Origin of the sequence: Ochrobactrum sp. Q0168, from assembly GCF_016427605.1 — a bacterium.
In the GTDB taxonomy this organism is placed as follows: Bacteria; Pseudomonadota; Alphaproteobacteria; order Rhizobiales; family Rhizobiaceae; genus Brucella.
Genome location: NZ_JAELXQ010000025.1, coordinates 18,726 through 40,446 on the forward strand (window position 1 = coordinate 18,726; position 21,721 = coordinate 40,446).

A 21,721-nucleotide genomic window follows, 5' to 3' on the forward strand; every position below is an offset into this window, starting at 1 on the left:
GTTTGGCTTCCCCCTTTTGACAGAAGCCGGTTGCATCTTGCCAATCTTATGCTAGCCTGTAAATGAAATTCTATTTCACACAATGAAATTGGGAGGAAAGATGGGAAAAGTCGCTTTCGTTGGGCTTGGTGCTATGGGTGGTGGCATGGCCTCGAATATTGCCCGCAAGGGTATCGCTCTTACGGTTTATGACATTCAGCCGGCCAGTGTGGCACGTGTTGCCGAAGCGGGGGCGACGCCCGCGAAATCGTTGATCGAGGCTGTTGCCCAGGCAGATGTTGTGTTTACAATGTTGCCCGCAACGCAGCATGTGCTTGATGTGGTGACGGGTCCAGATGGTGTTCTCAACAACATGGCCCCGGGCGGGCTGCTCATCGATATGAGCACCATTGCGCCCCACGGCACTGACAAGTTGATTCGTGCCTGTGCCGAAAGGGGAATACGATTCATGGACGCGCCGGTCGGTCGTCTGGCTAGTCACGCTGCAGCTGGCAAGTCGATGTTCATGGTGGGGTGTGACGATGAAAACGACTTCGCGGTCGCCAAACCACTCTTTGATGCCATGGGAGATACGATCATTCGTTGTGGCAAGCCTGGTAGTGGTATCCGGGTCAAGCTGGTCAACAATTTTCAGGTCTTGAGCATTGCGGAGATTACAGCCGAGGCAATTGTCCTCGCCGCCAAGCTTGGTCTCGATATCGATATCGTCAAGCAAGTCAATGCGCAAACGACAGCCACGAACGGACAGATGCAGGTGAACTTTGCCACCAAGTCTCTTGCTGGCGACATAGAGCCGGGCTTTACCTTTGATCTGTCGCACAAGGACATGACGCTGGCTCTGGAGGCTGCGGCACAGGAGCGTCTGGGTCTGCCGGTAGGTGCTGCCGTACATGCGGTTTATGGCTCGGCGCGTTCTGGCAAATATGCCGGTAAGGATTTCAGCGCGCTACTCGATTACGCTGCTGATCTCGCTGGTATTGAGCCTCCACGGCTGAAAAAGCAGAACTAGCACTCTCCGCTACAGAGGCACGGCCAGAAAAAGGTAGCCGTACGAATGACAGATTTGATTTCTGAAAGCGCGAGGCGTCTCTTCGCGCAATACCTTGTCGCGCCCGATGACAAGGACAGTTCATGGGATCCCGCCCTATGGCAGGCGGTCGAAGAAGCTGGCTTTCCCCTGGCGCTTCTGTCGGAAGAAGAGGGAGGCTTTGGCCTCGAAGCGGAAGATGCCTTCGGTTTGCTCCACATTGCTGCGGCTAACTGTGTGGCACTTCCCCTCGGCGAAACCATGTTGGCCAACTGGGTGTTGGCGCAGTCCGGGTTGCCGCTGGCCGAAGGACCAGCAGCTATTGGCGCGTTATGCAGCGATAGAGCGGTTCCCTATGGGCGGCATCTGCAGACCCTTGTTACAGTCGCCGAGCAGGAACATGGTATTATCGTTTCGCGACACGATCTGGGGGGGTCTGCGCCAGACTGGCAGGATGGCGCCAATCTGGCGGGGGAACCCCGCGACCACCTGAAGGCTCTGGAAGGTGCTGGTGCGCCACAAGCAGCGCACACCACATTAGCGGCAGACACAATAGACGCGCTCGGTGCCCTTGTTCGCGTTCAGCAGATAGCGGGCGCATTGCACGCCGTGCTTGATATGACGGTACGGTATGCGGGCGAACGCGTTCAGTTCGGTAAGCCGATCGCGAAATTTCAGGCAATCCAGCAATATCTGGCTGTTATGGCGGGCGAAGTGGCGGCGGCGAATGCTGCCGCGTCTATGGCGGCGCAGGCGTTTCCTTTTGCAGTGCGGGATGCCCAAACTTTCGATCTGATCGTGGCTGCCGCGAAAATACGAGCGGGAGAGGCTGCTGGTAATGTCGCATCGCTCTCCCATCAGGTTCATGGGGCTATCGGATTTAGCCAGGAATACGGATTGCATCCCTTGACCCGCCGTCTGTGGTCATGGCGCGACGAATATGGTCGCGAGATGGATTGGGCAGGCAAAATCGGCAGCGTGGCGTTTGAACAGCCATCCGGTCTTTGGCCTTTCGTGACAAAACTGCAATCGGACTTTTTCTGATGACGGCACTCGATTTTTCACTCACTTCTCCAACAGTCGATCATGCCGCATTGCGCGCGGAGGTCCGTGCCTTTCTTGCAGACGCCATGCCCGAAAACTATGGTCCGTCGGAGCGTGCGCGCTCGTGGACGGGTTTCGACGCAACATTCAGCCGCAAGCTTGGCGCACGTGGTTGGATCGGCATGACCTTGCCGGTTGAATACGGGGGGCACGGTCGCAGCGCTGTCGAGCGGCACATTGTTGTCGAGGAACTGCTTGCCGCTGGCGCGCCGGTTGCCGCACACTGGATTGCTGACCGCCAAAGTGCGCCCATGATCCTGCACAATGGTACAGAAGAACAACGTCGAACGATCCTTCCACGTATCGCAGCCGGTGAGTGCTTTTTCTGCATCGGGATGAGCGAACCGGACAGTGGTTCAGATCTCGCTTCGGTTCGCATGCGTGCGGAGCGAACGGATGACGGCTTCCGCCTGACCGGAACCAAATTGTGGACGACCTATGCCCATGAGGCGCACTTTATGATCGTCTTTTGCCGCACAGGTACGGCGGATGATCGGCATGGCGGCATGAGCCAGTTTCTGGTCGACATGAGCCTGCCCGGTATTCATGTCAGGCCGGTACTCGACATGGCAGGTGAGCATCATATCAACGAAGTGAATTTCGACGGTGTGGTCCTTCCCAGTAGCGCGCTTCTGGGTACGGAAGGAGCCGGATGGTCTCAAGTGATGTCCGAGCTATCGTTCGAGCGTTCAGGTCCGGAACGTTTCCTGTCCTCCTTTGTGCTGGTCGATGAAATGATGCGCTCTATCGAGCGCCCTGCCGATCCGGCTTCCGAACGGGCCATAGGCCGTATGACTGCGCATCTGATGGTGCTTCGCCACATGTCGCAGTCAATCGCGGTCAGACTGGCCCGGAGCGAGAAGCCTGACCTCCATGCTGCGGTGGTCAAGGATCTGGGGGCGTGCTTTGAACAGGATATCCCAGAAATTGCCCGGACATTGGTTGATCCGAACCGTGCAGATGCTGAATTCAATGCAACATTGGATCGGTTGAGGATGGCCGCTCCCAGCTTTTCGTTACGAGGGGGAACGCGGGAAGTATTGCGTGGCATCATCGCACGCGGTTTGGGACTTAGATAGGAGGACATGATGGAAGAGCTGGTAAAATCCAGTCGCGATGACTTTGGGGTTGTCACCTTGACGTTGAATGACCCTGCCAGTCGCAATGCCATTTCCGGTCTGCCTATGGTCGAGGCGCTGCTCGCGGCGCTCGCTGAGGTGGAAGCAGATGCAGCGGTACGCGCGATTGTGCTGACGGGTTCGGGCACTGCCTTTTCGTCGGGCGGCAATATTAAGGCCATGGGGGAGGGGCAGGGGCTGGTCGATGCGGTTCCCGCGCGTACGCGCCTGAATTATCGCACCGGCATTCAGCGCTTGCCGCTGGCATTCGAAGCGCTAGAATTGCCCGTCATAGCGGCCATCAACGGTCCCGCTATTGGTGCAGGATGCGATCTCGCCCTCATGTGCGATATTCGCGTTGCGGGGCAGTCGGCAAAATTCGCGGAAAGCTTTGTCAAACTGGGCATTGTACCGGGCGATGGTGGAGCGTGGCTCTTGCCGCGCGTGGTCGGCTTTGCCAAGGCGAGCGAAATGGCCCTGACAGGCGATCTGATCGCGGCAGATGAAGCGCTGAAAATCGGACTGGTATCTCGTGTCGTCGAGGATGACGACTTGCTAGCGACTGCGACGGCAATTGCACGACGAATTGCGGCCAATCCGCCTCATGCCGTGCGGATGACAAAACGGCTGCTGCGGCAGGCGTCTGGCCAAAACCTCACGTCTTTCCTGGAAGTCTCTGCCGCTATGCAGGCGATTGCGCATCATACCGATGATTACCGCAGCGCACTCGGCGCCATGCTGACATCGGGCGGAAGGAAATAATGATCATGACACCGACCGCAAATGATGCTGGACCCCTCTCTGGGCTCCGTGTCCTTGATCTCAGCCGCGTGCTGGCCGGACCATGGGCAACACAGATTCTTGGCGATCTTGGTGCCGACGTCGTGAAGATAGAAAAGCCGGGTCAGGGCGATGACACGCGCACGTGGGGGCCGCCATGGCAGGAAACTAAAGAAGGTTCACTGTCTGGGTATTTTCTCGCCTGTAACCGCAACAAGCGGTCCCTTGCCGTTGATATTGCCACGCAGGAGGGAGCCGACATTGTGCGCCAGCTTGCCGGGGAATGCGATATCGTTGTCGAGAACTTCAAGGTTGGCGCATTGGCACGGTATGGGCTCGATTACGAGAGTCTGCGCGAAATCAATTCGCGTCTCATATACTGCTCGATCACGGGGTTCGGGCAGTACGGACCTTATGCCGAACGGGGCGGTTACGACTTTCTTGTACAAGGCATGGGCGGGCTGATGAGTATAACCGGCCCTGAAAGCGGCGAGCCCACCAAGGTCGGCGTACCGGTCGTTGATCTCTTCACAGGTCTTTATGCGGTTGTCGCCATCCAGGCGGCGTTGCGTCATCGCGACAGGACGGGCGAGGGACAGTCTATCGACTGCGCTCTTCTGGATTCATCAGTAGCGGTTCTTGCCAATCAGGCCATGAATTGGCTCGTTGGTGCACATGTTCCCAAACCGATGGGTAACGGTCATCCGAATGTCGTGCCGTACCGCACCTTTGCCGCAGCGGATGGCCATTTAATTGTAGCGATCGGCAATGATGGACAGTTCCGGGCCTTCTGCCGCCTGATCGAGCGCGAGGATCTCGCTACAAACCCGGACTATCTGAACAATGCCGAACGCGTGAAGCACCGCACTGTGTTGGAAAAGATTCTGGAGGCGGAAATCGCACGTTATAAAAGTGCCGATCTGCTGGTGAAAATGAACGAAGCAGGTGTTCCGGGTGGACCGATCAATCGTATCGATCAGGTCTTTGCCGATCCGCATGTCAAAGCACGTGAAATGGTGGAAACACATAGTTTGGCGCAAGGCCAAACCGTAGAGCTGACCCGGTTTCCGGCGCGACTTTCGGCTAGTCCCGCAGCTATCCGAAGTGTGCCGCAGCATCTGGGCGCGAGTAGCGCCGAGATCCTCACTGACATGGGCTTTGATGCACACTCCATCGAAAATTTGAACGAAAAAGGTGTGGTGGGTCTACCACGCGCCGCAGTTATGCGGGAAGAGGTCTGATGATGACGAGTTATCCAGAAGCGCGATTTATCATTGACGGCGTCGAGCGTCCCACCGGTTCCCACGGGATCGCCCCAGTCATCGATCCGGCATCGGAGGAGATCTTGGCGCAACTGCCGCAAGGCGGACAACAGGAGGCGCTGGAAGCAGCAAGAATCTCCGCACAGGGTTTTGCAGAATGGTCGTCAATCGTTCCCTTGGAGCGCGCAAAGATCATGCGCCGCGCTGCAGGATTGATGCGTGAAAATGAGGACTATGCCGCACGTACGCTTACACTTGAACAGGGCAAACCGCTCGCACAAGCTCTTGGAGAATGGCGTGCTTCCGCCGATCTTCTCGAATGGTATGCGGATGAAGGGCGTCGCGCCTATGGGCGACTGATACCCGGAAGGGCTCCCGGTATGACCCTCTCGGTTCACAAACGTCCGGTGGGGCCGGTCGCCGCATTCGCGCCATGGAACTTCCCTGCGTGGACCGTAATGCAGAAGGTAGCGCCTGCACTGGCTGCGGGTTGCTCCGTGGTGATAAAACCTTCGGAGGAAACACCGGCAACGGCTTGGCTAATCACGCGGGCGCTTCTGGATGCAGGATTGCCACCGAAAGCGATCAGCGTTATCTGGGGGAAACCCGGGGAAATCGCTTCTGCGCTGATAGCCGCGTCCGAAATCCGAAAAATATCGCTGACCGGTTCCGTTCGCGTAGGGCGCATTTTGGCTGCGGAAGCTGGGCATCAGCTGAAAAAGGTAACGATGGAACTTGGGGGGCACGCCCCGGTGATTATTGCTCGCGATGCCGACTTGTCACGCGTGGTGCCCCTCGCAGCTGAATGGAAGTACCGCAACGCCGGTCAGGTCTGCGTTTCTCCAACGCGGTTTCTCGTCGAAAAGCCGCTCTACGAGAGCTTCGTAGCGGATCTGGCATCGGCCGTCAGTTCGATTAAAGTTGGTCCAGGAAGCGATAGCGAAACGACCATGGGGCCGCTAGCCACACGAAATCAGTTCAATAGTATTGTCGGATTGGTAGAAGACGCAACATCTCTTGGCGCAAAAGTTGCCACTGGTGGTGAACGAGTTGGCAATCGCGGTTTCCTCTTTCAACCTACTGTTCTCGCAGACATGACGCCATCGATGCGCGCCATGAACGAGGAGCCTTTTGGGCCGCTCGCGCTTGTCATGCCGGTGGACACAATTGATGACGCACTAAAGGAAGCCAATCGTTTGCCCGTTGGACTTGCTTCCTATGCGTTTACGGATAGCAAGAAAACGGCGAACAGAATTGCGACAGGCATCAAGGCCGGCATGCTGGGACTCAACCACTTCGCGCTAGCTATTCCCGAAACACCGTTTGGCGGAGTGAAAGACAGTGGTTTCGGATCTGAAGGCGGTGTTGAAGGAATGGAGGCTTATATGACGCCATTTCTGGTTTCCGAGGTTTAAAGTCCAGGAACCAACGCTGTTATCGTTCACAGCGTTGGCTAGTCTATATCGGTTTTGGTCTACCTTAATGATCTACTTTACATGAAGCTAAGTCAGGTAAAGTAGATCAGGAGATGAAGTGGACACTGAACGTTTAAGCTGCCGTCGTCGAAAATATTGACTGGCAATCAGCACATCACCCAATATAGAGGTCGGCGATTTGAGTCCTTTCAAGGCGTTACGGATTATTTTTGCCTCACCGCTATTGCAAACTCATCATTGAATTGCTTACCGCTTTGACGACAGCTGAGAAAACACCTGCCTTAAGCGGGAAATCGTGAGTGAAGGATATTAACTCTGCGGACGATATGGATCGGGCGTGCCAGGCTTGATCGGCGGATACTGAACAAGCGATTTCTCGAATTGCGCAACAACATCCATCGCAGGTCCAGCGTTCCAGGTGTTGCGAAGTGCGGTCTCGGGATACTCTTCCTTGGGGTCCGTGATGAGATCAAAAGCCTTTGGCTGTCCAAGCTTTGTTGGCGGCGTCCACCAATCCCGTTGTTCATCGTAAAAGACCAGCTTCCAGTTTCGCCATTTAACGCCTTCCAGGCGATCAGCAACATAAATCGGGAAAGATTCTCGGCTGGATTTCTCTGTTTTGCCGAGCATGAAGTCGCTCTGGTCCACGCCGTCGATAGCGCGGTCGTCGGGCACCTTTGCTCCTGCAATTCTCGCAAATGTTGTGAATGTATCGACTTCGTGGACGATCTCGTCACTAACTCTGCCGGCCTTCACATGTCCCGGCCACCGCATGATAAAGGGAACGCGCAACGAACCCTCCATATGAGTGAAATAATAGCCTCTCCACGGTCCTGAGGAGCCTTGCCATGGCCAGGTCGCTTCCGGGCCGTTATCACTTGTGAAGACAACGATCGTGTTATCGCTTATTTTCAGGTCGTCGACTGCATCGAGCAGTTCGCCGACATGGGCGTCCATTTCTGCAAGCGAATCCGGAAAATCGCCAAAGCCGGTACTGCCGGTAAACTTCGGGCTTGGCAGGGTCGGAAAGTGAACGAGCGTATAAGGAACATATGCATAGAATGGCTTGTTTGCTGCAACACTGCTCTTCATGAAATCTATAGTGTGGCGGGTGACTTCGGTATCGATTAGCCGCCGCTGTTCGAGATCGTAAACAGCAAGCTCATTCGATTTTTGGCCTTTCACCCCTTCCATAATATGTTCACTCGGAATTCCCGCTTGCTGCGCTTGTTGCGAAGACGGCCAAAACGCCTCGTCCGTTGTACGAGGAATGCCGTACCATTGATCGAAGCCTTGATCATTCGGAAGGCGACCTTGCTCGCTGCCAAGGTGCCATTTGCCGAAGGCACCGGTGGCATACCCAGCTTCCGAGAGCGTCTCGGCAATCGTGACCTCCCATTGCGTGAGCCCTTCCAGTCCGCCGCCAATCGGTATGGAATGAGTGCCTGAGCGGATCGAAAACCGACCCGTCATGATAGCCGAGCGGCTTGGCGTGCACTGCGCCTCGACATTGTAATTCGTGAGCCGCAATCCTTGCGCAGACAGAGCATCAATGCGCGGTGTCGCAGCCCCTCGAGTGATGCCGCCGCCGTAAACCCCCAGCTCGCCATAGCCGAGATTATCCATCAGGATGAAAAGAATATTGGGTTTCTCAGTCGGTTGACTCTGAGCCGAGACGGGGGACGCTGCAACCCCAGCAAACATCGTAGCAGCGAGCAGATTACGCCACATTGACGGCCTTCCTTTTCCTTTGGGCCTAGCATGCAAGAAATGCGCTTCTATTAAAGTACGTAACGGTAAATTGGATGAATTTTACTGATTGGCCATAAGTAAATGTTGCGCACCTAAACAACTCTAGTATCCTGATAAAGACTGATCGGGAGGGAAACGATGATCAGACGCTTCAAGGGCTTATTCTTAACAAGCGTGGCTTTGCTGACAACGCATTCCGCTTACGCGGACGAGGGCGGCGTTAGCTTCTGGCTTCCCGGCCTTTACGCAAGCTTTGCAGCGGTGCCGGCAGAGCCCGGTTGGTCCTTTGCTACAGTTTATCTTCACCCTTCCGTTAGTGCGGGCGCAAGCGAAGCTTTTCCGCGCGGAGGAGATGGGCGGGTTGATCTTGGCGTCAGGGGCCGAGGCGACCTTGTCGCATTCGGACCGACTTACACCTTTGTCCAACCCTTATGGGGTGCGCAGTTCGCAGTCAGTCTTCTTGCTGTTGCGGGACGCAACAATGCCTGTGTGGACGCCACCCTGACCGGACCGCTTGGGCGTCATATTTCTGGAGAACGCTGTGACAGCAAAACAGCATTTGGCGATCTCTTGCCCCAAGCCACACTGAAATGGAACGATGGGGTCGATAACTATCTTGCCTATATCACAGGCGACATTCCCGTAGGATCATATGATCCTGACCGGCTTGCCAACTTAGGGATTGGCCATGGCGCGATTGATGGCGGTCTCGGCTATACTTATTTCAATCCATCAACGATGCGCGAGTTCTCGATCGTCGGTGGCTTAACCTATAATTTCAAGAACACCGATACCGATTATCAAAATGGCGTCGATGCTCATATCGACTGGGGTGCGTCGCAATTTCTAAACGAGCATGTCTATGTCGGCGTTGCTGGATATGCCTATCAGCAGATCACAGGTGATCGCGGGGATGGTGCGACGCTTGGTGATTTTAAATCGCGCGTCTTCGGCTTCGGCCCGCAAATTGGCTACAACATCGACGTCGGTGAAAAAACCTCTGCTTTCATCAACCTCAAAACCTACTTTGAATTTGGTGCCACAAATCGACCTCAGGGGTGGAATATCTGGGCAACGCTTGCTTTCTCGCCCCGTGCCGCGAAGAAAGCCGAGTGACCGTTCGATTCGAAGCTTATACGTGGTAATCGTGCCTTTTAATGGCAGGTTTTCTTGATGGTACCGCCTTCAAACTGCAAATCAATCAAATCATTTCCTTGTTGCCGTTCAGTTCTTCCTTGAAGTATCACTTTGACAGACACTTTGGTGTCAGTTCTGCGGTGGTAAAGCATCGCTTAGCAGATATTAACAGCTATTAATTATGGAAGCCCGCGCTGGGAATTATAACAATTCTTGACTGACAATCAGAGCGCTTAGGAAGTGAATTACTGTTTGGTGTCACTTATGTTTGTTTCTGTGCAAACCGCTAGTCCTTCACTTGATATCCGAGGCGTTTTGAGATTTTGCGTGCCGCCTCAATAGTTCTCATTATTTGCTCTTCCGTCGGCGTTGCGCCGATTGACTGCACCATGTCAACAATGCCGGTTGCGCCACATACCATGCCCGATGCGTCGAACACTGGGCTTGCAAGCGTGTTCAATCCGAGAGCAGTTTCATGAGGTGCAACTGCCCAACCCTGACGCCGGATCTCGACGAATTCCTTTTCCAAAATGGCGGGTTCAATGATCGTTGAGGGCGTGAAGGCCTGGAGCTGCCCCGCGAGTACGCGGGATTGAAAGGCCTCGGACGAAAATGCTGCAGCGACCTTACCTTGCGCAGAGCTATGAAACGACAACAGCGATCCAACGCGCACGCCAATTTCAATCGGTGAGCGACCGGGAACCGTCGCGATGACCAGCATCCCGTCCGGCGTCAGCTGAGAAGCGACGGCCGAATGGCCAAGCGCATCACGCAGTTCGAGAAGTGGATCGTAGGCGGCGTGCACCATGCCTGCGTTATCAGACACGGATTGGACCAATGAAACCAGTCTGTGACCGACTTCATATCGCTCGGAATCCTCATGCTGAAATACATAGCCCTGGCGCACGAGGGTCTGCAGATGTCGATGAATACGGCTTTTGCTGGTACCCAATGCCTTCGCAAGACTGGTCACGCCGACACCCTTTGCGGTGCGCACGACCTCCTCCAATACCTGCATTGTTAGAACTACTGATTGGAGGTTACCGCCGTCTTTTTCCTCGTCATCAACCATGCCAGATCCTCAATCGATGTTCCTTGCGCGTTTATACAGAGCGATTCTCATCGTGAAAACAACTGTGACAGGGAATGTTGGTGGCTCCGCCGGGTTCCTGTCTCCTATGCGTTTTCCGTTCCTCCCGCCCACAAGCGAACGGTCGTCCAATCATATCGCTTGACACTGATAACCGATTGAGTGATAAAAATCAGAACAAAGTTCCGCTGAACGGAACAATGAGATTCCGCGAACAGCGTTCTCAAAATGACGCCGGGCCCGATCAGCTTGGATTTCAGCTGACGTAGTCTTTTGAATGAGGAGGATGAAATGACGACCGCTGATACAGCCGCCGATGAGCTTCACCATCAGATCAATGATATTCTGCGGGGCGGCGTTGATCCGCATGTCCATAGCGGTCCATCGATTGCTCCGCGGGCTCTGGACCATATCGAACTGGCCCGGCAGTTGTCAGAGGCCGGCTTCATCGCTGCGGTTACCAAGGACCACGACTATTCCGGTGTCGTGGCGGCGCAGTTGATCCGAAAACACCACCCGGAACTCCCAACGCAGATCTATTCAAGCATTGTGCTCAACAATGTGGTTGGCGGGCTTAACCCCTATGCGGTCGAGCATACCGCAGCACTAGGCGGGAAAATCGTGTGGCTTCCCACACTGGCCGCAGAAAACCATCTGCGATGGGAAAAGACATCCGGCTGGGCGCACCCAGCCTCCACCCAAAAAATGCGCCCGGCAACTGCCGTTCCGCTTTTCGATGCTCGCGGCAGAATGCTTCCCGAACTTCTCGATGTCCTTGATGTTATTGCGGCCAACGACATGGTGCTTGCAAGCGGCCATATCCATGTTTCGGAAACCAAAGCTGTTTTCGCAGAAGCACTGAAGCGCGGCGTCAAACGTCTGGTCTTTACTCATCCCGAAGACATCGTTGGCGCAACACCAGAGGATGCCCGCGAGATTGCCGACATGGGTGCCTATGTCGAACATTCTCTGGCCTTCTTCCTCGACGGTTCGAAATTCCAGACCCGGGACAGGCAGGATTTCCGGGCGCATATCGATGCCGTCGGTACGTCTCGCACCATTCTTTGCTCGGACCTTGGACAAGTTGGAACCTATAGCCCTCTGGAAGGCTTCCGTCGCGGCGTCGCGACCTGCCTGGAGCTTGGCTACCGGCATGGAGACATTCACGACATGGTGGCCCAGAACGCTGCCGACGTTCTCGGACTGAACGGCTGAGCAATCGATTGCTCCAGCCAGCCCTGACAAAGAGGATCAGGGATAGCAATTGCCTAGGGAACAGCCGGTTGCAATGAGACCCGGCTTTGGGAGGACAACATGTTTCAATGGTATCGCGAGCTCAATGCTCCCGAACGAAAGACCTTTCACGCTTGCTATGTCGGTTGGGCAACGGATGCTCTCGACACACAGCTCTTCAGCTTCCTGATCCCGACACTTGTAGCGTTGTGGGCAATTACCAACAGCGAGGCTGGCTGGCTTGGAACATCGGCTCTGATCTCCTCGTCAATCGGTGGATGGATCGCCGGTATCATGTGCGACCGCATCGGCCGCGTGACTGTCATGAAGATCGCTATTGCCTGGTTCACTGTCTTTACGATTGCCAGTGGCTTCGCCAATTCTTACGAGCAATTGCTTGTTGCCCGCATTTTGTCAGGCATCGGCTTTGGGGGCGAGTGGGCAGCTGGCGCGGTGCTGATGGGCGAAGTGATCCGACCTGCCTATCGCGGCAAAGCTGTTGGCAATGTGCAAAGCGCTTACGCTGTGGGCTATGGCTTCGCGGCGTTGCTGTCGTCAGTCCTGTTTGCGACCATGCCGCCTGAAAATGCCTGGCGCTGGATGTTCTGGATCGGCGCGCTCCCGGCATTTTGGGTGTTCTGGGGTTTGCGTGGCGTGGAGGAACCCGAAGTCTTTCTCAAGACCCGCAAGGCGCTTGCTGACCGTGGAGAGAAAATCAGTCCATTTGTGATTTTCCACCCCCGCTATCTGAAGACAACGATCCTGTGCTCATTGCTGGCGCTTGGCATTCAGGGTGGAGGGTTTTCAATCCTGATCTGGCTGCCGACCTTTCTCAAGTCGCATTACCAGATTTCGTCGGTCACTGTGGGTTACTACGTCTTTGTCATGACCTTCGGCTCGTTCGTCGGCTATATCGTGGCCGCCTATCTCTGCGATCTGATCGGCCGACGTCGCAATTTCTTCCTGTTCACAGTGCTGAATTGGATCATCATACCTATCTTTCTTTATACCCCACCAATGGGGGCACTTTCCCTCGTCATAAATTTCATGTTGGGCTTCTCGCTGCTTGGAATCTATGCCGCGCTTGGACCCTACTTCACGGAGCTTTTCCCCAATACCATTCGCGGTAACGGACAGGCGTTTTGCTACAATTTCGGTCGTGCAGCGGGGGCGTTCGGCCCGGCGATTGTGGGTATGCTGGCAACTGGCAGCTTCCTGCCGCTACGCGACGCAATGGCGTTGTGCGCCATGCTGGCCTACATCTTCGTGCTTATGGCCGTAGCGCTTCTTCCCGAAACTAACGGTCGCGACTTGAGCTTCGAGGAAGACCAGCCTCTTGTGGGAAAAGAAGCCGGTGCTGTCGGCAACTCCCCTGAAACACAAACAGTTTGAGGACGTGTCAGGTGAAAACGCCTTCAGATAGACCCCAACCAAGCCTACGGTCCCGTATCCGAAACGGTGAATTGCTGATCGGCAGTTTCATCAAGACGCCCGCGCCGCATATCGTTGAGATTTTGGGTTTTGCGGGTCTCGATTTCGCGGTCGTCGATCAGGAACACGCCCCGATCAGCATCGCCCAAATGGATATTCTGGCGCTCGCCGGACGTGCTGCCGGTCTGCCTCTTCTCTCTCGTCGGTGGGGTAACTCCACCGACTGGATTGCGCCACTTCTCGATCTCGGCCTTGAAGGTGTCATGGTGCCTCATGTCATGGATGCGGCGCAGGCTGCCGCAGTCTGTGATGCTGTCCGCTTTTCCCGGGGCAAACGCGGCCTTTCTCCTTCGCCACGCGCAGGCAACTATGGCGGTTACGGCATCGCCGAATATCGAGCCCATTGTGATGCGCAAAACGTGGTGATGGCGCAAATCGAAGATCAAGCAGCGCTCGACCGGCTGGACGAAATCGCCCAAGACCCGGATGTCGATGTGCTTTTCGTCGGTCCCGCCGATCTGTCGCAATCCATGGGGGTGGGTTTTCCGTCGACGGAACTTGATACGGCTATCGAAAGGGTTATCGACGCTGGTAAGAAGGCCGGCGTTGCTGTCGGGCTGTTTGTCGGTAGCGCCGCCGATGTGCCGCGCTGGCACAAGCTTGGCGTCTCCGTTTTCGTGTGCGGATCAGATCAGTCGCTGTTGCGTAAATCAGCAGCGCAAATGCTGGCGACAGCTAGGGAATGAAAGGAAATCTGATGTTCAAGGACAAGGATCCACGGGCGGACCTTTTTGCTGCCGCGTCCAAACCGAACCCCACCGGTCTTATCGCCGAAGAACAGGTGGCGGAGTTTTATAACTCGTCCCCTGATCATACGACTCCCGGCGAACGCACATGGTTCTTGCGTGGATGCAACTTTGTTCTCGCCTATTCCGAGCTTGAACGGGGAACGGTAATCGCACGCGAAGCCCAAGCCGACGAGTATGTCCTTTATCTCGCAGATCAGAAGCACACCGCCACGGTCGAATGGAATGGGGTGACAACAGAGGTGGCAGGCAACTCTATCGCATTTATTCCACCGGGCGACAGCCGCATCACCTTTCCTATGGGCGGAACCGCGGTGCGGCTCTTCACAGTCGCTTCTAAAGACCTCGTAGCGATGGCGCCAAATGCGCACGCTTACGACACGCCCCGCGGCCACATTCCACCCTTCCAGTCCTGGCCCGAGCCTGCTGGCGGCTGGAAAGTACGCTCCTATTCATTGGACGTTCCCGATGAACCGGGCCGCTTTGGTCGAATTTTTCGCTGCACGACATTCATGGTCAATGCTCTGCCGGCTCAGATTGGCCCACGCGATCCTGCAAAGATGTCACCGCATCATCACGATGATTTCGAACAATGTTCCTTGGCGGTGGCTGGCCGCTTCACTCACCATTTGCGCTGGCCTTGGACTACGGACATGAAAGATTGGCGACAGGACAAGGCAATCGAGGTCGGATCGCCTTCGGCGCTCGTCATTCCGCCTCCGGTCATTCACACGACCAGAGCGACGAGCGAAAACCAGAACGACCTGGTGGATATTTTTTGCCCGCCTCGGATGGATTTTTCGCTCAAAGCCGGTTGGGTCCTCAATGCGGACGACTATCCGCTACCGCACAATGAGAGCTGAGGAACGTATTCCCGGTATGTTTACCTTTCATCCTGGAAAGGGTGGAGGGCGGCAAAAAGAAATGGAAAGTCATGGCAAACGCGCGACTGGAAACGCGGATTGGTTCAGTTCTGTTGAAGAACCCGGTCATCGCAGGATCGGCTGAACACCTGATTGACGCTGATGGCGTTCGACGCGCAATCAAGGCGGGAGCGAGCGCGGTTGTCGTCAAATCCACCAATGAATCTCATGCCGCCCGCTTGCAGTTACAACAGGCCGAATATGCGGTCCTTGATGAAAACTGGGAGCGTATCGCCTGGAACGCAGCAGCTCCGCGTAATGCGTTTATCGCCTGTCGTTCCGGTCTCACCCCCCAACCCTTCGACGCTTGGCTTGAACAAACTGCCCGGCTTGATCATGAAGCTAGCAAGGATGACGCTGTCGTTGTCGCGAGCATAATTCTCGCCGATCTAGAATACTCCGTCACCATGGCAAAGCAGATAGAAGCCGCAGGCGTGCGCGTGCTGGAACTCAACATAGGCACACCTTACGCCAGTCAGGCGGCGAAGGGCGCGGTATCTACCGAACTCGATCCGGCGCGCATTAGACACATCGTCGATACTGTGCGTTCGGCCATATCCATTCCGCTCTGGATAAAAATCACCGGACAAAGTGAGCGTGTGCCAGATCTTGCCGAGGCAGCCTTTGACGCGGGCGGTGATGCTGTGGTGATGGCGGGACGACTTCTTGGACTGATTCCCGACCTCGAAACACACAAACCTGTCCTCGACACAACACTTGGGGTTGGAGGAACCTGGCATTTGCCGATGACCTGTCATTGGCTCGCTCTTACCCGTCAGAAGCTTGGCAACGATAAGCCTTTGATTGGCACAAATGGCGCTCAGTCCGGCCTCGATATAGCGCGGATGATGTTGGCGGGCGCTTCCGCCATCGAAATGTCGTCGCAGGTCATGCTCCGCGGATTCGGTGTGTTAACGAACGCAGTGGCGGAGCTTGAGGATTATCTGAAGCGGAAGGGATCAACGGCGCAAGAACTCGTCGGCAAAGCCGCCGACAACCGCAAGACTTTCGCACAGATGCAGGAACGTCGGGACAATTGGCGCAATCATATCCCACGGTGATCCGCCCACACATTGACGCAAACGCAAAGGGGAGAGTAAGCGTGACACAAGCGATATACACCGCCGACGAAAAGAAGCTTTTTCAGCGAATTACCTGGCGGATCGTGCCGCTCGTCGTCTTTATTTATCTAATCGCGATTATTGACCGCGCCAATGTAGGGTTCGCAAAACTGCAGATGGTGTCCGCACTGGACATGACAGAACAACTCTATGGACTTGCTTCGTCTTTGTTCTTCATAGGCTATCTGGCGCTTGAAATTCCAAGTGCTTATGCGGTCAACCGTTTTGGCGCACGGCTGTGGCTGGCGCGAATTCTTTTGACCTGGGGACTTTTGACGATTGCGACGGCTTGGGTGACGTCGGGTAGCCTTTTCGCCGCCTTCCGATTTCTGATCGGCTGTGCAGAGGCGGGAGCCTATCCCGGGATAATCTATTATTTCACATTATGGTTTCCTAAAGAATATCGAGCTCGGGTTCTTGGCTTTTTGACCTTGGGTAGCGCCTTTGGCAACCTGTTTGGTTCACTGGTCAGTGGGTTCTTGCTCGATCTCGATGGCTTTCTTGGCTTCGCCGGATGGCAATGGGTCTTTCTGGCCACAGGGCTTCCGGCGGTGCTGTTGACCCCTCTCGTACTTGTCAATCTGCCAAATGGACCCGACGATGCAAAATTCATTTCCACGTCGGAGCGAAAGTGGCTGCGGGAGCGGCTCGGGCAGGAAACACCAGATGGACAGCACGGCAATCCACTTGCGGTGATTTGGGACCGGCGAGTGCTTCTGCTCGCCCTCATCTACATGCTTATACTGGCGTCCCTCTATGGCGTAATATACTGGCTACCAACCGTAGTGCGTGGTTTTGGCGTATCAGGAACGGAAAATGGTCTTCTTAGCGCAATACCATGGATTATCGGAGCCTTTGCTCTGGTTGTGGTGCCACGTCATTTGCGTAAAGAAAAGACAGTGCTTACTGCAATGATCGCCATTTCGTGCCTCGGACTTATCTGCTTCTATCTCAGCACCACGCTCCCTCAGAACTGGATGCGTATGGTTGTGATGTCCATCGGCACGCCCTGCATATCACTGCTCTTTCCTTGTCTTTGGTTCCTGCCGTCACTAATCTTCTCCGGGCAGCGCGTGGCCATGGCAATCGCAGCGATCAGTACAATCGGTAATCTAGGCGGGTTCATTGCCCAGAATCTCATGCCGTGGGTTGCAGATGCGGTCGGGACGCCTGTCGCAGCTATGCTGGTACCGGCAAGTGCTTTAGCTCTGGTTGGATTGCTAGCGTCACTCATCAAGATCGCTGATTTTACAAACAGGCAGCCGGTTTTGGCGAAGGAGCGGCGGGCCGGAACTAACGAATGAGACTGCTAAGTCTCTGCAAAAAGATTAAAATCTCTGCACATTGAGTATGAAAACAACGGGCCACAGATTCACATTCTTTCAAGGCGAAGTGTTTAGACATCATGTTAAGTCGCTGCTTGATGAAGCCATTCGGAAAACTGTGCGCCGATGAGAGTGGATTTAATCGACTGATGCCGTAACAGATAGTACGATTTGTCGCTTCTGATCTTTAAATCGGGTAGGGGCGTGATAAGATCACCACGCTGAACGGCGTTCTCAGTCAACTCCAGAGCACAGAGAGCAATCCCATTGCCTTCGATAGCCGCCTGCTCCAATAAGGCGGTATCGCCAATTATGTGTCCGTTTCGGAAGTCCAGAGCCGCCAGATTAAGGCTTCCAGCTAATCTTGTCCATCCGCTGTAATCTCGATCGTGAAGCAAGGGAAAGCGCGCCAGATTTTCTACCGTTACTTGACCATGCTCGTTCAAAAATGAACGGGAACACATTGGGGTAAAAGTCAGATCCATTAGTGGTTCACAATAAAACCCAGGCCAGCTGTTCTCATGACCCCATTTTATCGCAATCTCTGTATTGCCAGAGAATTCCAGTTTCTTGTCGGAAAGATTTATCTGAAGTTTCAGGTCGGGATGTTCTAACAGAAATGATTTCAGGCGCGGTGCGAGCCACTTCGTTCCGAAGGCGGGTTCGACTTCGATTTCCAGACGCGTGTGGTTGGCATTTTGCCGAATTTTGCCGAATACATTTTCCAATGAGTTCAATGCTGAGTGAATATCGCTGTACAGTCTGTCTCCCGCTTCGCTCGCGTTAACGTTACGCGGCGATCTCTCAAATAGTACCACGTCAAGCTCGTCCTCGAGGCGTTTTATGCGGTGGCTCACAGCAGATTGAGTCAGATGCAGTTTCTCAGCCGCAGTTGAAAAGTTTCTGCATTGGAATACCGCGATGAACGTCTGAAGCAGTTCTATACTGGGAACTCTAAATGCCGTCATGATGATGTTCCGTCATGATCACTATGCTGGTATTTCGTTTCCCGTGAGTTTGAGAGGCGTCTAACCTCCTGTCTCTATCGACACTTCCAGAATCAGATTTCGTTTGATCAACAGGACAAAGAGACATGACGTTAAACTCGAACATCGGTAACGAATGGCAAAAAAAAGATGAAGCGACTTTGCGAATAGAGCTTGCCGCAGCGTTCCGTCTTGCGGTGCTGAATGACTGGCATGAAAGCGTGTCTAATCACTTCAGCCTTGCCCTCTCTGACGATGGTCGACGATTTCTCATGAACCCTCGCTGGCGTCATTTTTCTAGGGTTAAGTCTTGTGATCTGCTTGTCCTCAACGTCGATGATGAGCAAACGATGATGCGTAGTGATGCTCCAGATCCGTCGGCTTGGACGATCCATGGTTGCATACACGCCGCTCGTCCTGATGCCCGTTGCATCCTGCACGTTCATTCGACCTATGCGACTGCGCTTGCCGCTCTCGCTGATCCACGAATCAAGCCAATCGACCAGAATACGGCACGCTTTTTCAATCGCGTCGCTATCGACATTGATTTCGGTGGAATTGCGGACAATGTCGAAGAGGGTAAGCGGCTTGTTCAGGCGTTGGGGAACAAACGATCGATGATAATGGGCAATCACGGCATATTGGTAACTGCGGCGACGGTCGCCGAAGCCTATGATGAACTTTATTTTCTGGAGAAGTCCTGCAAAACGTTGATCCTGGCTTACTCCACAAATCAGCCGCTTAATATCATGCCTGATGAACTTGCCGAAAAAACCGCCCTGGAATGGGAAGATTACCGGGAAATGCCATTTGCTCATTTCTCCGAGATGTGTCGGCTTCTTGACGAGCGGGATCCATCTTACGCCCATTGAACGGTTCTGGCGGGTGTCCGTTGGAATTCGGACGCTAGGAATGAGGCAACATTGCTTCAAGCCGACGCGGTTAGTCCGGCCCATCGCTGATACATTGAGCCAGCGACGGGTCGGAGATCTATGAATTCTGTTCATCTTCCAATTCGTTGATGCGAAGGTCGTGCAGTTCCGCACCACGAAGCTGCATCAGCTTGGCGAGCCGCTTTGCAGTGTCACTAATTGCCCGACAGTGTTCATCGAAGTCCTCTTCGATGACGGCGCGATATGGTCCTGTTAAGCCGACAGCGTAAACCACCGGGGCGCGTGCAAGACGAATAGGAAATGCTATAGTTCCCAGACCAGCCACATGCTCTGCCAGATCAGTTGCAAAACCGCGTTCACGAATATCGGCATATTCCGCCAAAAGAGCTTCCGGGCCGATTTTCGTTTGATTTGTGAATTGCACCAGATTTCGAGTGAGGAGTTGCTGGATGGTTTCAGGTGACTGAAAGGCCATGATTGCTTTACCTGATGCGGTTGCATTGATAGGCATAGCCATGCCCGGCATCACATAGGTCCGAACCGGGGTGTCCGGAGCGACACACGTCACGGAACGAATGTCCTTGCCATCGAACTTTGATATAAACGCCGACTGACCGGTTTTCTCGGCTAATATTTGCAGTGGTTTTTGCGCCAGCGTCACAAGCCAGCCCGTATCGGGAGAGGTGTGAAGTAATTTCAGGAGTCGGTCGCCGAGCTTGAATGTTCGGTTCCGTGAATTCTGCGTACTGATCATTCCGCTTGAAATCAAAGTGTGAAGCAAGCGATTCACCGTCGTTTTGGGAAGATCGAGTGCCGTTTCCAACTCGACGGCTGTTAGTCCCTCGGCAAACGGTGCGACGGTTTCCATGATAGCAATATATCGTTCGAGCGGGCTATCTTTTTGCGTAACATCGGTCATTCGTTCAATCTTCTGTGCCCTGGGTGACGTGTCAATTTCGGTTTCGTTTGAGGCTAGGTAAATTTTGCTGGCGAGCAAAGTGCAGAAGCCCGTAGATCGATAATACTGTTGAAAGACCGATTCTTGACAGCAGGAAATTCATACTTCGGTTGCGATGCCCGCAAACTATGCTGATCAGGTGCTGAAATGTGTTGTCTCATCGAGGCGAGAGCGTTCGTTTTGGAATAAGGTTTTAGCTTTCGGCTGTAAAGGAACGCTCCTGCCAATGTGCATTGGGACCTGTAGCCGCTGAAGCAGCCACAGGTCCCGCTCATCAATATTCTTTGTTGTCGCCCACATCGGCCGCTGAAGTGGGAAGACCGTAACTCGTCAGTACTTCGGCAATAGCACCAGCTTTGCGATAATTCTTGAGGCTTTCATTCACTGCACTCGCAAAGGGGGCATTGCTGTTGGACATCAAAAACGCAGTCTGAGTAGGCAGGGTGGTCGCCTTTACGCGCGGATCCGGTTGGTAAAGCTTAACTTTGACGTCGGTACCTTTGGTGAGGTCAACAGCGGCGCCAAAACCTTCAATGCCAGCATCAATACGCCCGGCCTGAACATCCTGCGCTAGATTGAGCGAAGACGGATAGGTCTTTACATTTTCATAAAGCTTTTCCAGATCGCCGACCCAAGAATAGCCTTCTACGGTTCCCACTCTTTTGCCCTTGAGCTGGTCGACGGTCTCGAAACCTTCCTTGGACTCTACCGAAACCTGGTCGAGATAAACCGCGTTGCTGAGCGCAACCACCTTTGCACGAGCAGCGGTGCGGTAGAAACCTCCAATAGCAATGTCGGCGCGACCTGTCTGCACCGCTGAAACTGCGGCAGGATAGCTGAAGATCTCGTACTCGATCTTCAGGCAATTATCTTTCGCAAATTTCTGAAGAAGGTCGCCGTCGATGCCGGAAACGCCATCCTTTTCTACCGAGTAGGGTGGGGTGTTCGTCAACGCCACAGTTAGGACACCTGGTTTGATCGGTTCGAAGTTGAACTTCGCTTCGCACGTGTCGGCCTTTGCTCCCGTCGAAGCCGTCACTAAGGCGATCGCTGCCGCTGCTATCAAATAACGCATAGTTTTCATTACTTTAACCTCTGGATTGTCGTTTTATGAATTGTTGTGCACCTTCGACGGTGAAGTCGATTTTCTGAGTAGCTCCCTGCCTCGGAGCTTGTCATCCCTCCGATTTTATGTGCCGAATATCGGCATTAATCTTTTAAAACGGAACTAATATCGATTATAAAAGTTTGTCAAGCAGCTTAGAGTTCCGATAATAAGAATTAATTTCGTTTAATGGGACTATTGACAATTGGAAACAGTTCCTACCACAATACGGGA

Annotated in this window: 19 protein-coding genes; 14 read left to right on the forward strand and 5 right to left on the reverse strand. The window is 54.2% G+C overall.

What is annotated here, in order from left to right; genetic code table 11:
• Positions 1–100: 100 nt before the first annotated feature.
• From JAU75_RS22750 to JAU75_RS22775, 6 genes are read left to right on the forward strand one after another with little or no spacing between them, the layout of a single operon-like run.
• Entirely contained in the window at positions 101–1,009 is a 909-nt protein-coding gene (locus tag JAU75_RS22750) for an NAD(P)-binding domain-containing protein (RefSeq protein ID WP_199058768.1), read from the forward strand.
• 45 nt (positions 1,010–1,054) lie between these two features.
• The gene (locus JAU75_RS22755; RefSeq protein WP_199058769.1) at positions 1,055–2,071 is read left to right on the forward strand and encodes an acyl-CoA dehydrogenase; all 1,017 of its coding nucleotides are present in this window, start codon (positions 1,055–1,057) and stop codon (positions 2,069–2,071) included.
• Positions 2,071–3,210, forward strand: coding sequence for an acyl-CoA dehydrogenase family protein (locus JAU75_RS22760; RefSeq protein WP_199058770.1), 1,140 nt, complete (start codon positions 2,071–2,073; stop codon positions 3,208–3,210). Before JAU75_RS22755 ends, JAU75_RS22760 begins: the two co-directional genes overlap by 1 nt.
• A gap of 9 nt (positions 3,211–3,219) precedes the next feature.
• On the forward strand, positions 3,220–4,011 hold the full coding sequence (locus JAU75_RS22765) for a crotonase/enoyl-CoA hydratase family protein (protein WP_247880593.1): 792 nt from the start codon (positions 3,220–3,222) through the stop codon (positions 4,009–4,011).
• 5 nt (positions 4,012–4,016) lie between these two features.
• Positions 4,017–5,270, forward strand: coding sequence for a CaiB/BaiF CoA-transferase family protein (locus JAU75_RS22770; RefSeq protein ID WP_199058772.1), 1,254 nt, complete (start codon positions 4,017–4,019; stop codon positions 5,268–5,270).
• Positions 5,270–6,706: an NAD-dependent succinate-semialdehyde dehydrogenase gene (locus tag JAU75_RS22775; protein ID WP_247880594.1), complete on the forward strand. Its 1,437-nt coding sequence runs from the start codon at positions 5,270–5,272 to the stop codon at positions 6,704–6,706. Before JAU75_RS22770 ends, JAU75_RS22775 begins: the two co-directional genes overlap by 1 nt.
• A 330-nt stretch (positions 6,707–7,036) precedes the next feature.
• Here the strand turns inward: JAU75_RS22775 and JAU75_RS22780 are convergent, their stop codons facing one another.
• Entirely contained in the window at positions 7,037–8,458 is a 1,422-nt protein-coding gene (locus JAU75_RS22780; RefSeq protein ID WP_199058773.1) for an arylsulfatase, read from the reverse strand.
• A gap of 159 nt (positions 8,459–8,617) precedes the next feature.
• On the opposite strand from JAU75_RS22780, the gene JAU75_RS22785 reads away from it, so the two are divergent.
• Positions 8,618–9,595, forward strand: a complete 978-nt coding sequence (locus tag JAU75_RS22785; protein ID WP_199058774.1) for a transporter — start codon at positions 8,618–8,620, stop codon at positions 9,593–9,595.
• Positions 9,596–9,902: 307 nt separating this feature from the next.
• Here the strand turns inward: JAU75_RS22785 and JAU75_RS22790 are convergent, their stop codons facing one another.
• Positions 9,903–10,688, reverse strand: coding sequence for an IclR family transcriptional regulator (locus JAU75_RS22790; RefSeq protein ID WP_199058775.1), 786 nt, complete (start codon positions 10,686–10,688; stop codon positions 9,903–9,905).
• Between the two features lie 309 nt (positions 10,689–10,997).
• On the opposite strand from JAU75_RS22790, the gene JAU75_RS22795 reads away from it, so the two are divergent.
• The 6 genes from JAU75_RS22795 to JAU75_RS22820 all read left to right on the forward strand — a co-directional run bounded on the left by JAU75_RS22795 (position 10,998) and on the right by JAU75_RS22820 (position 17,524).
• Positions 10,998–11,921: a DUF6282 family protein gene (locus JAU75_RS22795; RefSeq protein WP_199058776.1), complete on the forward strand. Its 924-nt coding sequence runs from the start codon at positions 10,998–11,000 to the stop codon at positions 11,919–11,921.
• 99 nt (positions 11,922–12,020) lie between these two features.
• Positions 12,021–13,331, forward strand: a complete 1,311-nt coding sequence (locus JAU75_RS22800; protein ID WP_199058777.1) for an MFS transporter — start codon at positions 12,021–12,023, stop codon at positions 13,329–13,331.
• Between the two features lie 11 nt (positions 13,332–13,342).
• Positions 13,343–14,116: an aldolase/citrate lyase family protein gene (locus tag JAU75_RS22805; protein ID WP_199058778.1), complete on the forward strand. Its 774-nt coding sequence runs from the start codon at positions 13,343–13,345 to the stop codon at positions 14,114–14,116.
• Positions 14,117–14,127: 11 nt separating this feature from the next.
• Positions 14,128–15,039, forward strand: coding sequence for a hypothetical protein (locus JAU75_RS22810; protein ID WP_199058779.1), 912 nt, complete (start codon positions 14,128–14,130; stop codon positions 15,037–15,039).
• Positions 15,040–15,110: 71 nt separating this feature from the next.
• A complete protein-coding gene (locus JAU75_RS22815; protein ID WP_199058780.1) occupies positions 15,111–16,160 on the forward strand; it encodes a tRNA-dihydrouridine synthase in 1,050 nt (349 codons plus the stop codon).
• A gap of 41 nt (positions 16,161–16,201) precedes the next feature.
• On the forward strand, positions 16,202–17,524 hold the full coding sequence (locus tag JAU75_RS22820; RefSeq protein ID WP_199058781.1) for an MFS transporter: 1,323 nt from the start codon (positions 16,202–16,204) through the stop codon (positions 17,522–17,524).
• A 104-nt stretch (positions 17,525–17,628) separates the two neighbouring features.
• Here JAU75_RS22820 and JAU75_RS22825 read toward each other — a convergent pair whose 3' ends face one another.
• Entirely contained in the window at positions 17,629–18,513 is an 885-nt protein-coding gene (locus JAU75_RS22825; protein WP_199058782.1) for a LysR substrate-binding domain-containing protein, read from the reverse strand.
• Positions 18,514–18,638: 125 nt separating this feature from the next.
• Between JAU75_RS22825 and JAU75_RS22830 the strand changes: the two genes are divergently transcribed.
• On the forward strand, positions 18,639–19,403 hold the full coding sequence (locus JAU75_RS22830) for a class II aldolase/adducin family protein (protein ID WP_199058783.1): 765 nt from the start codon (positions 18,639–18,641) through the stop codon (positions 19,401–19,403).
• Between the two features lie 118 nt (positions 19,404–19,521).
• On the opposite strand, the gene JAU75_RS22835 is transcribed toward JAU75_RS22830, so the two are convergent.
• Both JAU75_RS22835 and JAU75_RS22840 read right to left on the reverse strand, forming a co-directional pair.
• The gene (locus JAU75_RS22835) at positions 19,522–20,343 is read right to left on the reverse strand and encodes an IclR family transcriptional regulator (RefSeq protein WP_199058784.1); all 822 of its coding nucleotides are present in this window, start codon (positions 20,341–20,343) and stop codon (positions 19,522–19,524) included.
• A gap of 313 nt (positions 20,344–20,656) precedes the next feature.
• Complete coding sequence (locus tag JAU75_RS22840) at positions 20,657–21,466, reverse strand: transporter substrate-binding domain-containing protein (protein WP_199058785.1); 810 nt, start codon at positions 21,464–21,466, stop codon at positions 20,657–20,659.
• Between the last annotated feature and the right edge of the window lie 255 nt (positions 21,467–21,721).

Coding starts and splice junctions, on each gene's coding strand:
- JAU75_RS22750 (WP_199058768.1), top strand. CDS start 101: ATGGGAAAAGTCGCTTTCGTTGGGCTTGGTGCTATGGGTGGTGGCATG.
- JAU75_RS22755 (WP_199058769.1), top strand. CDS start 1,055: ATGACAGATTTGATTTCTGAAAGCGCGAGGCGTCTCTTCGCGCAATAC.
- JAU75_RS22760 (WP_199058770.1), top strand. CDS start 2,071: ATGACGGCACTCGATTTTTCACTCACTTCTCCAACAGTCGATCATGCC.
- JAU75_RS22765 (WP_247880593.1), top strand. CDS start 3,220: ATGGAAGAGCTGGTAAAATCCAGTCGCGATGACTTTGGGGTTGTCACC.
- JAU75_RS22770 (WP_199058772.1), top strand. CDS start 4,017: ATGACACCGACCGCAAATGATGCTGGACCCCTCTCTGGGCTCCGTGTC.
- JAU75_RS22775 (WP_247880594.1), top strand. CDS start 5,270: ATGATGACGAGTTATCCAGAAGCGCGATTTATCATTGACGGCGTCGAG.
- JAU75_RS22780 (WP_199058773.1), bottom strand. CDS start 8,458: ATGTGGCGTAATCTGCTCGCTGCTACGATGTTTGCTGGGGTTGCAGCG.
- JAU75_RS22785 (WP_199058774.1), top strand. CDS start 8,618: ATGATCAGACGCTTCAAGGGCTTATTCTTAACAAGCGTGGCTTTGCTG.
- JAU75_RS22790 (WP_199058775.1), bottom strand. CDS start 10,688: ATGGTTGATGACGAGGAAAAAGACGGCGGTAACCTCCAATCAGTAGTT.
- JAU75_RS22795 (WP_199058776.1), top strand. CDS start 10,998: ATGACGACCGCTGATACAGCCGCCGATGAGCTTCACCATCAGATCAAT.
- JAU75_RS22800 (WP_199058777.1), top strand. CDS start 12,021: ATGTTTCAATGGTATCGCGAGCTCAATGCTCCCGAACGAAAGACCTTT.
- JAU75_RS22810 (WP_199058779.1), top strand. CDS start 14,128: ATGTTCAAGGACAAGGATCCACGGGCGGACCTTTTTGCTGCCGCGTCC.
- JAU75_RS22815 (WP_199058780.1), top strand. CDS start 15,111: ATGGCAAACGCGCGACTGGAAACGCGGATTGGTTCAGTTCTGTTGAAG.
- JAU75_RS22825 (WP_199058782.1), bottom strand. CDS start 18,513: ATGACGGCATTTAGAGTTCCCAGTATAGAACTGCTTCAGACGTTCATC.
- JAU75_RS22830 (WP_199058783.1), top strand. CDS start 18,639: ATGACGTTAAACTCGAACATCGGTAACGAATGGCAAAAAAAAGATGAA.
- JAU75_RS22835 (WP_199058784.1), bottom strand. CDS start 20,343: ATGACCGATGTTACGCAAAAAGATAGCCCGCTCGAACGATATATTGCT.
- JAU75_RS22840 (WP_199058785.1), bottom strand. CDS start 21,466: ATGAAAACTATGCGTTATTTGATAGCAGCGGCAGCGATCGCCTTAGTG.